The sequence below is a fragment of the Pseudomonas lundensis genome, assembly GCF_001042985.1.
GTDB classification, from domain to species: Bacteria; Pseudomonadota; Gammaproteobacteria; order Pseudomonadales; family Pseudomonadaceae; genus Aquipseudomonas; species Aquipseudomonas lundensis.
On the sequence record NZ_JYKY01000006.1, the window covers coordinates 19,574 to 37,104 of the forward strand.

The following is a 17,531-nucleotide window of genomic DNA, read 5'->3' on the forward strand; positions in this document are numbered from 1 at the left end:
TGCGCATAACGGCCGATAAGCCTATGTCGGCAGCCTTTGCTTTGCCGGCATACCGGGCTTGCACAGGATTTTGCCGTTATGACCGACACCCCACAAAAAAACGCCGAAGCTCAAGAGCCGGCGACCCCCGAAGCGCCACCGCTCCCGTGGGCGGAGGTGCAACCCGAGCATTTCAAAATGCTGCGGCTTGCCCCCCTGCAAACTGACCGCAATACCGGCGGCCGCCCCCTGCGCTTCGTGCAGTTCGGTTATGCCGAACGCCATAACAAAGAACATAGCCTGTTACGCATGAGCATCCTGTTGCCGGGTCAGCGCGTGCGCAAAGAACAAAACCAGCTCGACATCTGGGTCGACCATGACACCCAACGCGTCAGCATCAGCCCGCAAAGCGGCCTGCAAGTCGAACCGTGGAACCGTGGCATCGGCCGCTTCCTGATGGCTCAAGGCATTCTGTGGGCCCAGAAAAAATGGTCGAAATACAGCGTTGACGGCATGCCGCTGGCCAGCAAGGACGCATTGAACGAAGACACGCGCCTGCGCCGCGATCACTTTTTACGCATGCATGGGTTTGATGTGGTGTACGCCGATGCCCAACACTTGAAAGCCAGCATCGAAGGCGTCCAGGTGGGCGAGCTGCTGAACAACTGGAACACCGAAAAAGTACAGTTCGTGGAAATTCTTGAAGCCGCGCAAATGCTGCAACAGGCCGAGCAAACCTTGCAGGAACAGGAAGTCAAACTGCGCGAGAAAGAAGAAAAAGTCAGCAAGTTCCAGCGCGAAGACACCGGGCTGCGTTTCACCATCACCTGCCTGGTGGCGTTCGCCGTGTTTCAGGCCGGGCTGTTGATCTGGATTGCAACACACCGCTGACCTGCCCCAGATTTCAGGCGGCACCGGCGGCGTCACGTGCCCGCCGGATGCCGCCAGTAACAGCTCGGGGTCTACACTCGCGAGGCAAACAGCGCCTGATGGTCGCGGCATTGCTCGGCAGTGAGCATGAACACGCCGTGACCGCCGCGCTCAAAGTCGAGCCAGGCAAAATCAACTTCCGGGTACAGCGATTCAACGTGCACCTGGCTGTTGCCCACTTCCACGATCAATAGGCCTTTGTCGGTCAAGTGATCGGCCGCCTCGGCCAGCATGCGCCGCACCAGGTTCAAACCATCGTCTCCGCATGCCAACCCAAGCTCGGGTTCGTGCTGGTATTCAGCAGGCATATCGGCGAAATCTTCTGCATCCACATACGGCGGATTGGACACGATCAGGTCGAAGCGCTGCCCCGGCAGCCCCTCAAAACCGTCGCCCTGCACGGTGTAGACACGCTCATCGACGCCGTGACGCTCAATGTTCTGGTTGGCCACTTCCAGCGCTTCAAACGACAGGTCCGCCAGCACCACTTCAGCGTTCTGGAATTCATAGGCGCAGGCAATACCGATACAACCCGACCCCGTGCACAAATCCAGAATACGGGCGGGTTCGGCACCCAGCCACGGTTCAAACCGTTTTTCAATCAACTCGCCAATCGGCGAGCGCGGGATCAGCACACGCTCATCCACGATGAAAGACATCCCGCAGAACCAGGCCTCGCCCAGCAAATAAGCGGTCGGAATGCGTTCTTCGATTCGACGCTTCAACAAATGTTGCAGGTTAACCAGCTCATCATCTTCAAGACGGCAGTCCAGATAGCTGTCAGCGATTTCCCACGGCAGGTTCAACGCACCCAGCACCAGTTGGCGGGCTTCGTCCCACGCATTGTCGGTGCCATGACCGAAGAACAGCTCTTCCCCATGAAAGTGGCTGACGGCCCAACGAATATGGTCGCGCAGTGTGCGCAGACGGGAAGTGATCAACGGACTTACTCCTCAAAATCGACCGATGATTCTATCAGCCAAACCCCGGCGCGGCCAAAGTTGTGCCCGGCGGTCGACCCCGCGAGCCAATTCGCGCATCGCAAACGCTGCACCTGGACGGTTTGGGACATTCCAACGACTCAAATACAGCGCTTGACACGGCTACAGCCCAGCATCCACGCCGTTTTCAAGAATGACCATTCACATAACCGTCCCGTCAGTGGAGAATGTCGCAAAAGCCCCACACAAAGGAGCCCCGAATGCCTGTTTTAAAAACGATGTTTCAACTGACCGGACGTGGTTATGCCGCTGCCACTCTGAACAATGCCAGCCTGTTGATCATCGATGCGCAAAACGAGTACCTGGAAGGCCCTCTGGCCTTGTCCGGCATGCCAGCAGCCACCGCCAACATCGCCTTGCTGCTCGAAGCCGCCCGTAAAGCCAAACGCCCCGTGGTTCATATCCGTCATCTGGGCACCGTCGGCGGCCTGTTTGACCCGCAAGGCGAGCGCGGTGCGTTCATCAAAGGCCTGGAGCCACAAGGCGACGAGGTGATTATCGAAAAGCGCATGCCCAATGCCTTCAACGACACCGGATTGCAAAAAGCCCTGGAAAACCTGGGCCCCCTGGATGTGATCGTCTGCGGGTTCATGAGCCATTCCAGCGTCAGCACCACGGTGCGTGCCGCCAAGGACTACGGCTTTCGCTGCACCCTGGTAGAAGACGCCTGCGCCACCCGCGACCTGCCGACCCGCGACGGCATCATCCCGGCCGTTGATGTGCAGCGTACGGAGATGGCCATCATGAACGACAACTTCGCCACCCTCGCCCGCACCCGTGATCTGATTTGATCTGACACCCCACTGATAGGCGGCTGATATTGACCGCCTATCCGTAACACCCCTTTCCTACATACCTCACATCTATTTCCCATTCCATTCAGGAACAAGATGCGACTCTCCCGGTCGAAGGCCCGATACTCTTTAAGGAAAGATCGGAATGAAGATCTCCGATGGTTTTGATGCGCGACGTTTACGCCCCAAAGGCCCCAGCAACTGGCGTTCGCGTTTTGTACTGACGATTGCAGCGCTGATCACGCTGTGTGGCCTGCTGATGACACTGACCGGTCTGGCAAGCCTGATCGGGCATTCACCGGCCCTGGGTGAACTCAACGCCAGCCCCGCCGGGGCGGCCTTGATCGCGGGTCTGGGCTTGCTGGTGACCTGGCTTGGAGGATGGATGTGGCGCCGGCGCCGTCGTTACATGCGCCAACCGCTTGGGCTGAGCATGTCTGCACACTTGATGAAAAAACACGATTAAGGCAGATCTGCCGCACGCGGGGCGTCGACTTCGGTAAACTGGCGCCCCTTCGCGGAGGCTGACATGCAAGACGACGACTTTTCCCTGTTCAAAAACGAAATCCGCGGCGTAAAGCCGATCAAACATGATCGCGCTGACACAGGCAAACCCAAAGCCGACCGCGCGCAACTGGCCAAGTTGCGGCAAAACGCAATTGTGCGCAGCAATGAGACCATCATTGACGGCTTGTCCGATCAGTTCGTGATTGATGTCGGCCCCGAAGATCACCTGCACTGGGCCCGGGACGGCGTGCAAGAAAGCCAGATGCGCAAGCTCAAACTGGGGCAGATCAGCTTTGAAGGCAGCCTTGACCTGCACGGCATGACCGTTGAAAAAGCCCGCGAAACACTGTGGGCCTTTTTGGCCGAAGCGACCCAGCTGGAAGTGCGTTGCGTGCGCGTCACCCACGGCAAGGCCGTACGCCTTGACGGCAAACGCCCGATGATCAAGAGCCACGTCAACACCTGGTTGCGCCAGCACTCCAAGGTACTGTGCTTTTGCTCGTGCCAGGCCAAACATGGCGGCGCAGGGGCGGTCTATGTGATGCTCAAACGCACCATGATGGAAGGCCGCGACGAGTAACCGCCGCGGTTTGGCTCAGGCCCCCAACTCTTCTTTCTTCTTTTCGGACCACGTGTGGTCGCACTCGTCACACGCGTAGTCATAGCGATTGATGACAAAGGTCGTGTTCATAAAACGGGTATTGGTGCCGCGCGCATTTTTCTCTCGCACTTTGATACGGCCTTTGAACCTATCCAGCTCTGCCTGCCCTGTGCAGTGAACATTCAAGCTTTTACATGACGGGCAGCGGTGACGGATAAACCGATGCCAGACCCACCCGGCCACGATTGCAGCAAACACCAAACCTATCCAAAACAGTCATTGCCCTCTGGCCTGGCGCTCCTGATGCGCTACCGCCTGCTGCTGTCGCTCTTGCAGAGCGAGGGCGCGTGCCTGCTCCTGCGCCAAGTCGGCTTGCTGTTGCGCCAGCGCCTGCAGTTGCCGGGCTTGTTGCAGGGCATGCTGTTCGTTAGTGGCCTGGGCGATCCAGTAGTTAAAACGGGGGATACCGTCAATCACCTTTTGCAGGGCCTCAACGCGCAGACGGTAGGTCGAGTCCTGATTAGGATCATTGGCCAAATTGCGCTGGGTATTCCATTCTCGAGCTTCTTAAAGCCGGAATCTGTACCTGATAAGAGGCATAAAGTCCTAATAAATCAAATACTTAAGCATGCTTAAAAAAGAAAAAACAAGGACAACAATATTTAAAAGAGAGAACCCGGAGCCGGAATCATTCCGCTTTAACCCGAAATTTGTGCCTGATTGGAAGCCATCGTCAGTGCAGTGCCCGAAGGGCGCTGTGCTGGCAGACGCCCAACAAGCGCAGCGCGTTAGCCTGGGGAGGCAAGTACCGCGATCTAGTGGAGATCGAGCGGCCCTCCAGTCGCTGTGCGCCCTTCTAAGGCCGTTTAAAGCCTCAGGGCCGTGCAAGGGCTGCTTCGCTCCTTCGCGCCGCGGCCTGCGCGCTTCGCTTGCGGGCAACCAGGTTTGAGGCACGTGCCCTAGTTTCAGCCCATATCCCAAATCATGATGCCCAGCTCAGCATCGAGGGGGCATTGGGCAATTCGCTCCTGGAGCATCTCAGGCGTGTAGTAGGCCGAAATTTTGGGCCGCATCACCTCTGGCAGGATGGGCAGCACGTCGCCAGTTTTTCGCCCGAGGGCATGGCCCCGCAGCCGTCCGCCGAGCTGTGGAACCGGGCCGAGGCCGCCGAGGTTCGCAAGAATGCCCGCGTGGCCCGCGAGGTACTGGTGGCCCTGCGCGCCGAGCTGTCACCGGCCCAGCGTCGGGAGCTTACCCTGGGCATCGCACAGGCACTGGCCGACCGCTACGGCACAGCCGGGACGCTGGCCGTCCACACGCCCGACCGGGAGGGCGACCAGCGCAACCACCACGCGCACATCCTCATGACCACCCGCCGCCTTGAGCCGTCCGGCGCGCTGGGCGAGAAGACCCGCGAGCTGGACGACGTGAAGCGCGGCCCGGAGGAAATCGAGTGGGTGCGGGCGATGATCGAGGCGCGCACCAACCACGCACTGGAGCGCGCAGGCAGCGCCGAGCGGGTAGACCGGCGCTCACTGTTCGAGCAGCGCGCCCCGCTGGGCACTGTCACCCGGCTCCAGGCCAACAACGACCGCCGCCAGTTGACCGCGGATCGTGCCGAGCTGGGCGCGGTATCGGCGCAAATCATCGACATCGAGCAGGCCCGCGCCGAACGTGCGGCCCGCGAGCAGGCGACCGGCGCGGCGAGCGCAGGCTTGGAGGCGTTCAAGGCCCGGTTCCAGCAGTCCCAGGACGTGGCGGCGAGGATCGAGGCCGAACGGGCACGTCTGACTGCCGAGGCGCAGCGAGTCGCCCAGGAGCGCGCCGCCGAGCAGGCTGCCCAGGAGCGGGCGCAGGAACAAGAGCGGGCCGCGAAGGCCCAGAAACACGCGGCCTTGAGTAATGCCGGGCCGGTCAAACGTGGGCGCAGCGGCCCCGATTTCAGTATGTGAGCCGATGCAATGAGCGTGAGTGAACAGGAACTGTTCGGCCTGATGGCCGTAGCCCAGGAACAGCAGCAGGCGGCAGTGGTGGCCATCGAGCGGCTGGAGGCCCAGCGGGCCGGGCTGGAGCAGACAGTCGAGCAGGCCCGCACCGCCGTGAGAGAGATGGAAATGGCGGGCAAGACGTCTGCACTCATCATCGAAAAGGCAACGCGCATTGCAGTATCAGAAGCCGTCAGCGGTGCTCTGGCGGCTGTTCGTGATGAGGTCGTGAAACCCTAGGTGGCTCGGTAAAGCCCGCTGTAAACGCATTGGATGGCGTTGCAGGGCGTGCCGAACTGGCCGAGCAGCGTTTGAGCCAAACGGCGGCGTCGTTCAGCTGGCAATGGGGGCGCTGTGGGCCGGTACAGCCGCGCTGCTGCTGGCGGTTGTCCTGGGCATCGTGCTGCTGGTAGTGCCTTCACCGGATAAAATAGCAAGGCTACGGGCCGAGGTGGCCAACCTTGAGGCCCGAGGCGGCAAGGCTGTGCTGACCGTGTGCGGGCCTGAAAAGCGGCTGTGCGCCGAGATTGACACCCAGGGCGAAGGCTACGGCGAGCGCGGGCAATACCGCATTCTGAAGGGCTACTAGCTAGCGGCTTGCCTTAAACCCAGGAAGGCTATTGGCTTCGCGCCATTTCTTCACGGTTTCGGTTATGCCTTCGGCAGAGTAATCCGCACCGTTTTCAGGGTAATAAATCAAGTCTGTGCCATCAGGATGCTCTGTAATTATCCTGAACTGATCCAAAAACTCACCCAGGACTTCGTCCGAGGCACCATTATCGTTGGCAGCAAATAGCTCCTCCATAAAGCGAATGAACTGAGCTTCGGTGTAGTCGGAAATACTCTTTTTCATAGGTAGTTACCGGTGAAGGTCGATATGGTTTTTCGGAGTATTGGCTCTGAGGTTGTCCACGTCATAAACGGCACCCACGTCAGCAATCCTATCTATGTGGTGCAGCTCATGAACTTTTCTCCCGCCCACGGCCTCAGTGTCTTGCACGAATGGGGAGGAGCCACCGCGCATTACACGTCTGTTGGCAGCAGAAAACTGGCTGCTTAACTCAGGGTCTGCCGCCACTTCCGTCCAGAATGCTTCTCGGAAATCATCGAAGCGTGAGAATTCACGCCCCCGCAGCCTGTCAGCAATCTGTGTTGGGATGGGTGACCACCTGCAAGTGAAGTGCTTCACCATAGGGGCCGCTTCCACCAAGGCAACGGGGTGTTGTTTGGCACACTTTCAAGTGTGTCAGGCTGTGCCGGTTCCGGCTTGTGCTCAATCAGGCGCATAGCTTGGCGAAGCTCAGCGACTTCCTCCCGCAATGCCTTCAGCTCGGTCAGGATCATGGCTACATCCTGTGTGCCAAGTGCGGTGCCGCCATGTGCCGTTTTTTCGGCTTCTGGTTGTGCCAATGGTTTCAGCTCGCCATAGGCGCGGATCAACTCAGAAGTCTCCAGACGGCGACCGCTAACCATAACGGCAGAACGAATGTTCACTGCCCGTGCACCCATCGCCCGACCTAAGCTACTATGTGCGCCAAATGAAGGTACCCCCCTCATGGACCCGATCGCGATCGGGGGTCAGTGCCAGGGAGCAACGGCCTGTCAACGTGCCATCCTCTGTGACATCGTCCGCCCGCTCCGCCCCGAAACGCCTCATATGGGTACATGCACATCGAGTACCCCTCCGAAACCCACATGGAAAACAGCCCTGTGACATTGGAACAAAACTACACCGCCATCCTCGGTCAGCTTGGCGAAGACGTCTCCCGCGAAGGCTTGCTGGACACGCCTAAGCGCGCAGCCAAAGCCATGCAGTACCTGTGCCGCGGGTATGAGCAAACACTGGAAGAAGTCACCAACGGTGCCTTGTTCAGCTCTGACAACAGCGAAATGGTGCTGGTCAAGGACATCGAGTTGTATTCGCTGTGCGAACACCATCTGTTGCCGTTCATCGGCAAGGCCCACGTGGCTTACATTCCGAGCGGCAAGGTGCTGGGCCTGTCGAAGGTGGCACGTATCGTTGATATGTATGCTCGCCGCTTGCAGATCCAGGAAAACCTCAGCCGCCAGATTGCCGATGCCGTGTTGCAAGTCACTGGCGCGCTGGGTGTGGCCGTGGTGATTGAAGCCAAGCACATGTGCATGATGATGCGCGGTGTCGAGAAGCAGAACTCGTCGATGATCACGTCGGTGATGCTCGGTGAGTTTCGCGACAATGCCGCGACGCGCAGCGAGTTTCTCAGCCTGATCAAGTAAACCCGCGTCCCAAAAAACCGGCGCTCATCGCCGGTTTTTTTTCGCCCGCGTATTTCAGGTAAGCTGCGGGCCTTCTTTCTTGCCTATGAGGCTATTACTGTGTTTATCAAAGCGCTCCGCGTAGGCCTGGGTCAGCTGATTATCGCTGGCGATTTCCTGACCCGCCCCAGCAAAAAACAGCGCCCTGCCACCGCTCAGGCGCAGGTTGATCAAGCCGCCCAAGGCCTGACCCTGTACCAGTTCCACGCGTGCCCGTTTTGCGTCAAGACGCGCCGCACCTTGCGCCGCCTGAACGTGCCAGTGGCCTTGCGAGATGCGAAAAACAATGAGCAGGACCGTCAAACCCTGCTGGAGCAAGGCGGCAAGATCAAAGTCCCTTGCCTGCGTATTGAGGAAGGTGGCAAGACCACCTGGATGTACGAATCCAAGGTCATCATTGACTACCTGAACAACCGCTTCGCCAACGTCTGACACCCCGCCACCACTCGCGGCTTAAGGCTCGCAGGCTGCGGGCCTTTGGGGTATCGGCCACAGGCTCAAAAAAACCGGCACATGGCCGGTTTTTCAGTGCGGGCAGTTCAGCCCAGCATCGTTACATGCCGCGGGTGACTGGCCACCCGTTGTAACCAGGCTTGAATGCTCGGGTAACCCGCCAGATCAAACCCGCCCTGATGAGCCACGTGGGTGTAGGCATACAGCGTCACATCAGCAATCGAATAGTGCTCACCCACCAGATACGGGGTGCGGGCCAGTTGCTGCTCCATGACGTCCAGCGCTTTGTACCCGCGCTTTTGCAATTTTCGGTACTCCTCAAGCCGCTCCTGGGGCAGCCCCAGGTAGAACTGAATGAAGCGCGCCACGGCAACATAAGGTTCATGGCTGTACTGCTCGAAAAACTGCCATTGCAGCACTTGGGTGCGCAAACGCGGCTCGGTCGGCAGGAACTCGCTACCGTCCGCCAGGTAGTTGAGGATCGCGTTGGATTCCCACAGGCACGTACCGTCCTCAAGCTCAAGGACAGGCACTTTGCCGTTAGGGTTTTTCGCCAGGAACGCCGGGGTTTCCGTCTCCCCGTTGAGAATGTCCACTGACTGCCATTCGTACTCAAGCCCCAACAGGTGCAGCATCAGCTTGATCTTGTAGCAGTTGCCCGAGTTGTAATCGCCATAAACCTTAAGCATCGCAAACCCTCTAAGCCGCCTGTGCAGCTTGTGCGTGACGAATAACGTTGGCCAGGCGCTTGAGGCCTTCATGCAAACGCTCAGGATCGATGTGGCTGAAGTTCAGGCGCAAGCTGCCAATGTGTTGATCCGGCTCGGCAAAAAACGGTTCGCCCGGCATGAACGCGACATTTTGCTCCAGCGCCGGCTTGAGCAAGGTGCGAGTATCGAGCGGCTGCTTGAGGGTGAGCCAGAAGAACAAACCGCCCTGCGGCACGTGCCAGTCGGCCAGGTCCGCGAAGTGCTCTTGCAGCGCCGCCTGAAAGCCATCGCGACGCACGCGGTAAAAGTCACGCAACTCGGCCAGGTGATTGCGCATTTTTTCAGTGCCAATCCACTGCAAGGCCTGCCACTGCCCGACGCGGTTGGTGTGCAGATCCGCCGATTGCTTGAGGCGCAGCAAGTGCGGGAACAAATCAGGGCTGGCGATCAGGAACCCCACGCGCAGACCCGGCAGCAGGGTTTTGGACACCGTACCGGTGTAGATCCAGCTGGCCTTTTTCAGACGGCTGACAATCGGCGTGGCACTGCCGCCGTCGAAATTCAGCTCACGGTACGGTTCGTCTTCAATCAGTGTCACGCCGAACTCATCCAGCAGCGCCGCCACGGCATCGCGCTTGGCTTCGCTGTAGCGCACGGCCGAAGGGTTCTGGAACGTCGGGATCAGGTAGATGAACGCAGGCGAATGTTTTTCCAGTTCACTGCGCAGCGCCGCCAGGTCAGGGCCGTCGGCTTGCAAAGGAAAGGTCAGGCACTGGGCGCCGAACAGTTGAAAGATCTGCAAGGCCGCCAGATAGGTCGGCGCTTCGAGCATGATCTCGGTGCCCTTGTCGATGTACAGCTTGGCCGCCAGGTCCAGGGCTTGCTGCGAACCGCTGAGCACCATCACTTGGCTGGCGTCGCACTCAACGCCCAGGGCACGCGCTTCGGCCGCCAGCACTTCACGCAGGGCCGGCTCGCCTTCGCTCATGCCGTATTGCCCCATCGAGGCTGGCATGTCGGTCCAGTCGACTTTGGGCAGCATTGCTTCGGCCGGTAGACCGCCGGCAAACGACATGACTTCCGGACGTTGGGCCGCAGCCAGAATTTCGCGAATCAAAGAACTTTTCAGGCGGGAAACACGTTCGGAGAAGGCCATACAGATCACCGGTAGCGGAAGTAATTGGAAATAAGTCAAACTGCTTGACCGAAATTACGCCGCGCAGCCTAGATACGTCAATATGCTTGACCTTAAAAATCCGATCACTCAGCGTGCCGCCATGCAAGCCTTCTTCTTTGGCTATCAAGCATTTACCGCCAAGGCGGATGAAATGCTGGCCCGCCGCGGGCTCAGCCGGGTGCATCAACGCATCGTATTTTTCATTGCCCATTACCCCGGCGTCAGCGTCAAAGAGCTGCTGACCTTGCTGGGCGTGAGCAAGCAGGCGCTGAACACACCCTTGCGCCAATTGATCGACATGAATCTGGTGCGCAGCGTTGCGCCCGAGACCGACAAACGCAAACGCCTGCTGGAGCTAACGCCGGACGGGGTGCGGTTTGAAAGAAACTTGCGCCGTGAGCAAGTCAAACTCTTGCAGCGCGTCTTCGCCCAAGAAGGTGAAGAGGCGGTCAACGGATGGCTGGCAATCAACCATGCCTTGGGTCAAAGCCGTCAAACCCGGGCCTGAGCCCACCCTGCCCCAACCCTTTTCGATTTAAATCCCGCACAATCCTGAAAACATTATTTGCTTTATTTGTATACAAAAGCATAATTCACCTCACGCACTTTCTTGACTCAATGGTCAGGAAGCTGCGTTTCTTGCGTCATTTGCCTCAACCAGCGCGCTCAAAAACAATAAAAGCCTGAGGAAATCACCGTGGACAGCCCTAAACCGAACGCCCCTGCTCTGGATCTTTCGCCGCCCGCCCAACGTGGCTGGCTGGAGCGCCTGTTCAAGTTGTCGCTGCATGGCACCACCGTCAAAACGGAGTTGATCGCCGGGCTGACCACCTTCATCACCATGGCTTACATCATCTTCGTCAACCCGAACATCATGGCCGACGCGGGCATCAACCATGGCGCCGCCTTTGTTGCCACGTGCATTGCCGCCGCCCTGGGCAGCCTGCTGATGGGGCTGTATGCCAACTGGCCTGTCGGCCTTGCACCCGGCATGGGTTTGAACGCGTTTTTTACCTACACCGTGGTCGGGACAATGGGCTACAGCTGGGAGACCGCGCTGGGTGCCGTTTTCGTTTCAGGCGTGCTTTTTCTGATATTAACCCTGTCGCGTGTCCGCGAATGGTTGCTCAACAGCATTCCCGTCAGCTTGCGTTACGCCATGGGTGCAGGCGTCGGCCTGTTCCTGGGCCTGATCGGCCTGAAAACCTCGGGCATTATTGTCGACAGCCCGGCGACCCTGATTAAACTTGGCTCTTTGCGCGACCCGGCGCCGCTGCTGGCCGCCGTGTGCTTCCTGATGATTGCCGTGCTCAGCTATCACCGCGTGTTTGGCGCCATCCTGATCAGCATCATCGCCGTGACGCTGGCCGGGTGGGGCCTGGATCTGGTGCATTACAACGGCATTCTGTCTGCGCCCCCCAGCCTGGCGCCGACCTGGATGGCCATGGACCTCAAAGGTGTGTTCAACATCAGCATGATCAGCGTGGTACTGGCCTTTCTGTTTGTCCACATGTTCGACACCGCAGGCACCTTGATGGGCGTGGCACAACGTGCCGGGCTGGTGAAGGCTGACGGCAAAATCGAAAACCTGTCCCGCGCACTCAAGGCCGACAGCGCGTCCAGCGTATTCGGCGCGGTGGTCGGTGTTCCGCCTGTGACCAGCTACGTCGAAAGTGCTGCTGGCGTGGCGGCAGGCGGGCGCACCGGGCTAACCGCCGTGACCGTGGGCGTGTTGTTTGTCGCGGCCATGTTCTTCGCCCCGCTGGCAGGCATGATCCCCGCCTATGCCACAGCCGGGGCCCTGATTTACGTCGCGATGCTGATGGTGGGCGGCATGCAACACATCAACTGGGACGAGCCGACCGACTGCATCCCGGCCATTGTGACGATGATCATGATGCCGCTGACGTTTTCGGTAGCCGATGGCATTGCCTTGGGCTTCATCAGCTACGTGGCACTCAAGGCTGGCACGGGCAAATACCGTGACATTTCCATCAGCCTGTGGGTGCTGTGCGCCATTTTCATCGCCAAGTTTATTTACCTGTAAGCGCGGCGATATCAACCTGCCCCGCCACTGTGCGGGGTGCTTGTGACATGGAGGAAGTGATGAGTCTGGAAACCTGGCTGCTGTTCAGCAGCGCGGCATTGGTGGTAATCCTGATTCCGGGGCCGTTGTCGTTACTAATGATCAGCAACAGTTTGAACTACGGCCTGCGCCGTTCGTACCCGGCTTTTCTGGGCGGTGTATTCGCCTCGATTTGCCTGCTGAGCGCATCGGCGCTGGGGTTGGGCGCACTGCTGCTGGCCTCGGAGCAACTGTTCAGCGCACTCAAGATTGTGGGTGCGCTCTACCTGTTCTACCTCGCGTGGCAAAGCTGGAAGCAATCACGCCTGCCCGCGCAAGCAACCACAGTACCTGAAGCCGCCCCTAAACCGCGCTTTAGCGCACTGTTTGGGCGCGCGTTTGTGCTGGGCGCCAGCAACCCGAAAGATATCTTGTTCTTTGCCGCCTTCCTGCCGCAGTTTCTCAACCCTGACGCACCGTTTCTTAATCAGTTGTGGGTGATGATTGCGACCTGGACCGTCCTCGACTTGCTCTGCAAGCTGGCCTACGGCCTGGGCGCACACGGGGCTGCGGGGTACTTGCGCAGCGGCAAAGGACAGAGCTGGTTCAACCGGGTCAGCGCCGGGTTGTTCAGTGTCGCAGGCACTGCATCGCTGTTGAGTCGCTAATCTGTAACGTGTTCCCGACAAGTCAGGAAGCCCGTTTCTGACTTGTTCCCTGACTGCATACAGCGGCGCATTAAACTCAACTTACACACACTGTGACCAATGGTTAGCGTCGCACTACACTCTGACACTTGAAAGGGCACGCCGGCATTTCCATGATGGATATTTCTCCACAAGGACGTGCATAACCATGCCACACACTGACACTGACATTAATGACGCTGAATTAGATGACTGGGACCGTTGGATTTCAAAAACTCCCGAAATCCAGCATTTAAGAATTCAAGACCTTATATTGCCAGGCACTCATAACTCCGGCGTTGACCTGCAAGCGTTTTATACCTCCACGTATGGAACCTGCCAGGACTATTCTCCCTTCAACCAACTGATTCGAGGCGTTCGCGTTCTGGATTTGCGCGTTGAATTTGACCCGAAGGCAAACACACAGCAAGAACGCTTTCAATTGGTTCACCACATACGATCCGGAAGAAACATAAAACGGGATATTCTGGATCAAGTGAACCGGTTCCATCAGCGCACGGGCGGTAAAGAACTGGTGATTCTGGACTTCCACACGTTTGACCACTTCACCCCTGCGGCAGAGGCCGAACTTCAAGCACTGATTAAATCGACACTGGGGGCGCACACACTCATTGCACCCTATTACAGCCCCTTCACGCTCAAACAGATTCAGACCATAGGCCCTATGAACACAGTGATTGCCTATAACAGAGGCGCACGTGACCATTTATTTTGGGGCGGGGTCAACCAGCGTTGGAAGGGAGATTTCTCTCCGTCGACCCGTGAGTTAAAAACATTTATGGACGCGGTGGCCCTGGAAACCAAGCCGCAAGGTCAACTCAGGTCCATTCAATGCGCAAAATACAACAAACCCATCCCTTCGCCGGACGATTTTTCCGACAAGATCAGCGAATGGTTCGCCTCCAAAGACATCCACAGTTACATTCAAAATGTTTTGGATCATTAACACTGACTGGACAACAAGAAGTTATATCGTCGGCAATTGCCGACATGCCAACCGGGTAAAAGTGGCTGCATTACGAAACGCACGCGAATTCACACCCGCGAACAGCACCGCTGTAAACGGTATTATCCCGGGGCATTATCGGGCGTTGATATTCACACTGTCCGACGGGTACTGGTGCCGGGAACTTTTTCTCCCCAGTAACGTGCAGGACAAGGACACACTGCTGATTCGATCAACCGCCACATCAAATACGATCATTAATGCCAGCAACCTGGATCTTGACGTCGAGCACTTAACCCTGTGCAAAGGCATTTGCCTGTTATTTATTTACAACGGCGAACGTCGTCACTGGGTATTACATTCAATCCTGGATAAACCCGCCGACTCAACAGACGTCTCAATTGCACAGCCCACGCTGACTAACCCGACAGTCACTTACAAACTGTCAGATGGTGCCTGGGTAAAAACCGCTTTCCTTGCGACCACTGCGCCTGAAGGCGCGATCATTCACGCCACCTCCTATGCGCGACTGAGCGCCGAGATCGCAGATCCCCGAGGTCATCGTTACCCCATTAAGCGCAACGACTCTCTCGTTTTCACCATGCTCAACAAACAATGGCAACGCTTGGGCAAGCGCTCCGTTGAGTTGATCTCACTTTCACAATCTTCCATGGGCGATTCAACATTCTCTGAAGGCCAAATCAGAATTGCCCGACCCGCATTAAGCCCATCCGGGGTGGTTGCGTTAGACCCAACGGTGGGGCCGACTCAATTAAGCAACCTGCCAAGCGATACGCCCTACACCACATTGAACGTTTGCGTCACCCGTCCCTCAGGCTCGATCTCGACGGTACAACTCAGGGCCTACCGGTCAATCGGTGCCTGCGGCAAAACACCCATGAATAACTATCGACACTGCGCTGAAGGCGCGAGTCTGTTTTTCGGCGTGGAATATCATCACAGTGACAACCGTTCACTGCGAATCGGGGAGTACACCGGTGAATTCACATTACAAGCCCGCGATAACAAGGACCCAAATTGGCGGCTCCTCATCCGCGTCGTATTGCGCATTCACGGCAGACGGTTGCCAGGGCCTGATCCCATGGCCGTGAAATAAAAAAAGCCCGCAGTGTGAGCGGGCAAAAAACCACATGCGCAGGGTGAAACTAGCTTCCGCGATACGTGGAATAGCTGTAAGGCGAAATCAATAAAGGCACGTGGTAGTGCGCTTGCTCGGCATTGATGCCGAAGCGCAGTACCACGACATCCAGAAAGGCCGGTTCGGGCAATTGCACACCGCGGGCACGGTAGTAATCACCCGCACTGAACTGCACCTGATACACCCCGGAGCGGTAATCATCACCCTCCAGCAGCGGCGCGTCGCAACGACCGTCGCTGTTGGTCAGGGCCGTGGCAACCAGTTCCAACTGTGAACCTTCAACCCGAAACAACTCGACCTTGATCGAGCTGCCAGGGCAACCGTGTGCGGCATCCAAAACGTGAGTGGTCAAACGTCCCATTGATTCTGCGCGCCTGCCGAATCGTTGATCGTGCAGGCCTCGCGCCTCCCGGAGTCAGTTGATAAAAAGGACCGCTGCACCCGTGTGGAGCACGATGGGGCGGCAGCGAAGGCATAATTAAGACATTTATCAAAAAAATTGTACACAATTAAAATCACACATTTACGCAGGCCCCGATTCACGTGGCCTCACAGCTATTTCCTGTCAACGACGCCGCTCTTCACGACTTTGTATTCACGCCATGACCGATCAGGCAGGTTTCTTGCTTGTACACTTCGAGCACAATTCATGTTAAAAAAGCAAAAAATCAGGCTTACAAAGTGTTTATTAAGTTGTATACAATCAGGCCATCGCAGTGAAGCCAGATCTGGCCGATCGACTGTCAACACGAATAATAAGGAAGACTGTAGTGAGCGCTGATTACCCACGCGACCTGATCGGTTACGGTCCCAACCCTCCTCACCCGCACTGGCCGAATAACGCCCGTATCGCCCTGTCGTTCGTCCTCAATTACGAAGAAGGCGGCGAGCGCAACATTCTGCACGGTGACAAAGAATCTGAAGCCTTCCTCTCGGAGATGGTCTCGGCGCAACCGCTGCAAGGCGAGCGCAACATGAGCATGGAATCGCTTTACGAGTACGGCAGCCGCGTCGGCGTGTGGCGGATTCTCAAGCTGTTCAAGGAATTCGACCTGCCGTTGACGGTATTTGCCGTGGCCATGGCAGCCCAACGTCACCCGCAGGTGATCAAGGCCATGGTTGCGGCCGGCCACGAGATTTGCAGCCACGGCTACCGCTGGATCGACTACCAGTACATGGATGAGGCCCAGGAGCGTGAACACATGCTCGAAGCCATCCGCATCCTGACTGAAATCAGCGGCGAACGTCCGCTGGGCTGGTACACCGGTCGCACCGGCCCCAATACCCGGCGCCTGGTGATGGAAGAAGGCGGATTCCTGTACGACTGCGACACCTATGACGATGACCTGCCGTACTGGGAACCCAACAACCCGACCGGCAAACCGCACCTGGTGATCCCGTACACGCTGGACACCAATGACATGCGCTTCACCCAGGTCCAGGGCTTCAATAACGGCGAGCAATTCTTTCAGTACCTCAAGGACGCCTTCGACGTGCTCTACGCCGAAGGTGCCGAGTCGCCAAAAATGCTGTCCATCGGGCTGCACTGCCGCCTGATCGGCCGCCCTGCCCGCCTGGCCGCCCTCAAACGCTTCATTGAGTACGTCAAAGGCCATGACCACGTGTGGATCACCCGCCGTGTCGACATCGCCCGCCACTGGCAAGCCACTCACCCGTTTACCGCAGAGAATGCCCGATGAGCACCTTCAAGACCCTCACGCCTTCAACCCTGAGCCGCGAAGCATTCGTCGAAGCCTTTGCCGATATTTACGAGCACTCGCCGTGGGTCGCTGAAAAAGCCTACGACCTGGGCCTGGATGCCAGCGTCGACCAGATCGAAAACCTGCACCAGCGCATGAGTGACATTTTGTTGAGCGCCGATCACGCCAGCCAGCTGGCACTGATCAACGCTCACCCGGACCTGGCCGGCAAAGCGGCCGTCCAGGGCCAACTGACCGAAGCCAGCACCCATGAACAGGCTGGCGCCGGTATTCACCAATGCGCGGCCGAAGAGTTCCAACGCTTCACCGAGCTGAACGAGGCCTACAAGGCCAAGTTCAAGTTTCCCTTCATCATGGCGGTAAAAGGCAGCGACCGGCACCAGATCCTCGCCGCGTTCGAAACCCGCATCCATAACCCGGCAGACGCCGAGTTCAGATGCGCGTTGGCAGAAATCAACAAAATAGCCCTGTTCCGATTACTCCAGCTCTAAGCCGAACCGG

General features: G+C 57.9%; 25 protein-coding genes. 16 read left to right on the plus strand and 9 right to left on the minus strand.

The genetic code is table 11. The annotated features are described in order from the left end of the window. Positions 1–78 precede the first annotated feature (78 nt). A complete protein-coding gene (locus TU74_RS06655) occupies positions 79–870 on the plus strand; it encodes a hypothetical protein (protein WP_047294021.1) in 792 nt (263 codons plus the stop codon). 71 nt (positions 871–941) lie between these two features. Here TU74_RS06655 and prmB read toward each other — a convergent pair whose 3' ends face one another. After that, complete coding sequence (gene prmB / locus TU74_RS06660; RefSeq protein WP_047280855.1) at positions 942–1,850, minus strand: 50S ribosomal protein L3 N(5)-glutamine methyltransferase; 909 nt, start codon at positions 1,848–1,850, stop codon at positions 942–944. Between the two features lie 260 nt (positions 1,851–2,110). Between prmB and TU74_RS06665 the strand changes: the two genes are divergently transcribed. The 3 genes from TU74_RS06665 (at position 2,111) to TU74_RS06675 (ending at position 3,791) form a co-directional block, all read left to right on the plus strand. Then, positions 2,111–2,701 (plus strand): cysteine hydrolase family protein, encoded by a 591-nt coding sequence (locus TU74_RS06665; RefSeq protein ID WP_047276223.1) that lies wholly within the window; start codon positions 2,111–2,113, stop codon positions 2,699–2,701. A gap of 148 nt (positions 2,702–2,849) precedes the next feature. Beyond that, positions 2,850–3,170, plus strand: a complete 321-nt coding sequence (locus TU74_RS06670; RefSeq protein ID WP_047276221.1) for a hypothetical protein — start codon at positions 2,850–2,852, stop codon at positions 3,168–3,170. Between the two features lie 63 nt (positions 3,171–3,233). Beyond that, entirely contained in the window at positions 3,234–3,791 is a 558-nt protein-coding gene (locus TU74_RS06675) for a Smr/MutS family protein (RefSeq protein WP_048375688.1), read from the plus strand. Between the two features lie 15 nt (positions 3,792–3,806). Here TU74_RS06675 and TU74_RS06680 read toward each other — a convergent pair whose 3' ends face one another. Both TU74_RS06680 and TU74_RS06685 read right to left on the minus strand, forming a co-directional pair. Further along, positions 3,807–4,070, minus strand: coding sequence for a hypothetical protein (locus TU74_RS06680; protein WP_053069967.1), 264 nt, complete (start codon positions 4,068–4,070; stop codon positions 3,807–3,809). Between the two features lie 18 nt (positions 4,071–4,088). After that, positions 4,089–4,349 carry a hypothetical protein gene (locus tag TU74_RS06685; protein ID WP_048375691.1) on the minus strand — a complete coding sequence of 87 codons (261 nt, stop codon included), beginning with the start codon at positions 4,347–4,349 and terminating at the stop codon, positions 4,089–4,091. Positions 4,350–4,825: 476 nt separating this feature from the next. Between TU74_RS06685 and TU74_RS06690 the strand changes: the two genes are divergently transcribed. From TU74_RS06690 to TU74_RS06700, 3 genes are all read left to right on the plus strand, one after another. Next, complete coding sequence (locus tag TU74_RS06690) at positions 4,826–5,764, plus strand: MobA/MobL family protein (RefSeq protein ID WP_241485548.1); 939 nt, start codon at positions 4,826–4,828, stop codon at positions 5,762–5,764. Positions 5,765–5,773: 9 nt separating this feature from the next. Then, on the plus strand, positions 5,774–6,037 hold the full coding sequence (locus TU74_RS06695) for a hypothetical protein (protein WP_047294024.1): 264 nt from the start codon (positions 5,774–5,776) through the stop codon (positions 6,035–6,037). 103 nt (positions 6,038–6,140) lie between these two features. Next, positions 6,141–6,386: a hypothetical protein gene (locus TU74_RS06700; RefSeq protein ID WP_053069969.1), complete on the plus strand. Its 246-nt coding sequence runs from the start codon at positions 6,141–6,143 to the stop codon at positions 6,384–6,386. Here the strand turns inward: TU74_RS06700 and TU74_RS06705 are convergent, their stop codons facing one another. The 3 genes from TU74_RS06705 to TU74_RS23945 are packed head-to-tail and all read right to left on the minus strand — an operon-like array spanning position 6,387 to position 7,291. After that, a complete protein-coding gene (locus TU74_RS06705; RefSeq protein ID WP_048375692.1) occupies positions 6,387–6,650 on the minus strand; it encodes a bacteriocin immunity protein in 264 nt (87 codons plus the stop codon). 6 nt (positions 6,651–6,656) lie between these two features. Beyond that, complete coding sequence (locus tag TU74_RS24985) at positions 6,657–6,989, minus strand: HNH endonuclease signature motif containing protein (RefSeq protein ID WP_048375693.1); 333 nt, start codon at positions 6,987–6,989, stop codon at positions 6,657–6,659. After that, positions 6,983–7,291 (minus strand): hypothetical protein, encoded by a 309-nt coding sequence (locus TU74_RS23945; protein ID WP_139145753.1) that lies wholly within the window; start codon positions 7,289–7,291, stop codon positions 6,983–6,985. The genes TU74_RS24985 and TU74_RS23945 overlap by 7 nt, the downstream gene beginning before the upstream one ends. A gap of 216 nt (positions 7,292–7,507) precedes the next feature. Here TU74_RS23945 and folE point away from each other — a divergent pair, with 216 nt between their 5' ends. Both folE and TU74_RS06725 read left to right on the plus strand, forming a co-directional pair. Then, positions 7,508–8,053, plus strand: a complete 546-nt coding sequence (gene folE / locus TU74_RS06720) for a GTP cyclohydrolase I FolE (RefSeq protein WP_047276193.1) — start codon at positions 7,508–7,510, stop codon at positions 8,051–8,053. Between the two features lie 99 nt (positions 8,054–8,152). Continuing rightward, a complete protein-coding gene (locus TU74_RS06725; RefSeq protein WP_047275820.1) occupies positions 8,153–8,524 on the plus strand; it encodes a glutathione S-transferase N-terminal domain-containing protein in 372 nt (123 codons plus the stop codon). Positions 8,525–8,631: 107 nt separating this feature from the next. Here TU74_RS06725 and TU74_RS06730 read toward each other — a convergent pair whose 3' ends face one another. Beyond that, entirely contained in the window at positions 8,632–9,234 is a 603-nt protein-coding gene (locus TU74_RS06730; RefSeq protein ID WP_047275822.1) for a glutathione S-transferase family protein, read from the minus strand. A gap of 10 nt (positions 9,235–9,244) precedes the next feature. Beyond that, a complete protein-coding gene (locus tag TU74_RS06735) occupies positions 9,245–10,411 on the minus strand; it encodes an aminotransferase-like domain-containing protein (RefSeq protein ID WP_047275823.1) in 1,167 nt (388 codons plus the stop codon). Positions 10,412–10,493: 82 nt separating this feature from the next. Here TU74_RS06735 and TU74_RS06740 point away from each other — a divergent pair, with 82 nt between their 5' ends. From TU74_RS06740 to TU74_RS23085, 5 genes are all read left to right on the plus strand, one after another. Then, complete coding sequence (locus tag TU74_RS06740; RefSeq protein WP_047276219.1) at positions 10,494–10,940, plus strand: MarR family winged helix-turn-helix transcriptional regulator; 447 nt, start codon at positions 10,494–10,496, stop codon at positions 10,938–10,940. Positions 10,941–11,129: 189 nt separating this feature from the next. Next, positions 11,130–12,479, plus strand: coding sequence for an NCS2 family permease (locus tag TU74_RS06745; RefSeq protein WP_047275827.1), 1,350 nt, complete (start codon positions 11,130–11,132; stop codon positions 12,477–12,479). 59 nt (positions 12,480–12,538) lie between these two features. Continuing rightward, a complete protein-coding gene (locus TU74_RS06750) occupies positions 12,539–13,165 on the plus strand; it encodes a LysE family translocator (RefSeq protein ID WP_047294444.1) in 627 nt (208 codons plus the stop codon). Positions 13,166–13,352: 187 nt separating this feature from the next. Beyond that, positions 13,353–14,150: a phosphatidylinositol-specific phospholipase C domain-containing protein gene (locus tag TU74_RS24100; protein ID WP_157315139.1), complete on the plus strand. Its 798-nt coding sequence runs from the start codon at positions 13,353–13,355 to the stop codon at positions 14,148–14,150. Beyond that, positions 14,134–15,267 carry a hypothetical protein gene (locus tag TU74_RS23085; RefSeq protein ID WP_139145754.1) on the plus strand — a complete coding sequence of 378 codons (1,134 nt, stop codon included), beginning with the start codon at positions 14,134–14,136 and terminating at the stop codon, positions 15,265–15,267. The genes TU74_RS24100 and TU74_RS23085 overlap by 17 nt, the downstream gene beginning before the upstream one ends. A 49-nt stretch (positions 15,268–15,316) precedes the next feature. Here TU74_RS23085 and uraH read toward each other — a convergent pair whose 3' ends face one another. Beyond that, positions 15,317–15,670, minus strand: coding sequence for a hydroxyisourate hydrolase (gene uraH, locus TU74_RS06760; protein ID WP_047275833.1), 354 nt, complete (start codon positions 15,668–15,670; stop codon positions 15,317–15,319). 409 nt (positions 15,671–16,079) lie between these two features. Here uraH and puuE point away from each other — a divergent pair, with 409 nt between their 5' ends. After that, entirely contained in the window at positions 16,080–17,009 is a 930-nt protein-coding gene (gene puuE / locus TU74_RS06765; RefSeq protein ID WP_047275835.1) for an allantoinase PuuE, read from the plus strand. Beyond that, entirely contained in the window at positions 17,006–17,521 is a 516-nt protein-coding gene (uraD, locus tag TU74_RS06770) for a 2-oxo-4-hydroxy-4-carboxy-5-ureidoimidazoline decarboxylase (RefSeq protein WP_048375698.1), read from the plus strand. Before puuE ends, uraD begins: the two co-directional genes overlap by 4 nt. Positions 17,522–17,531 lie beyond the last annotated feature (10 nt).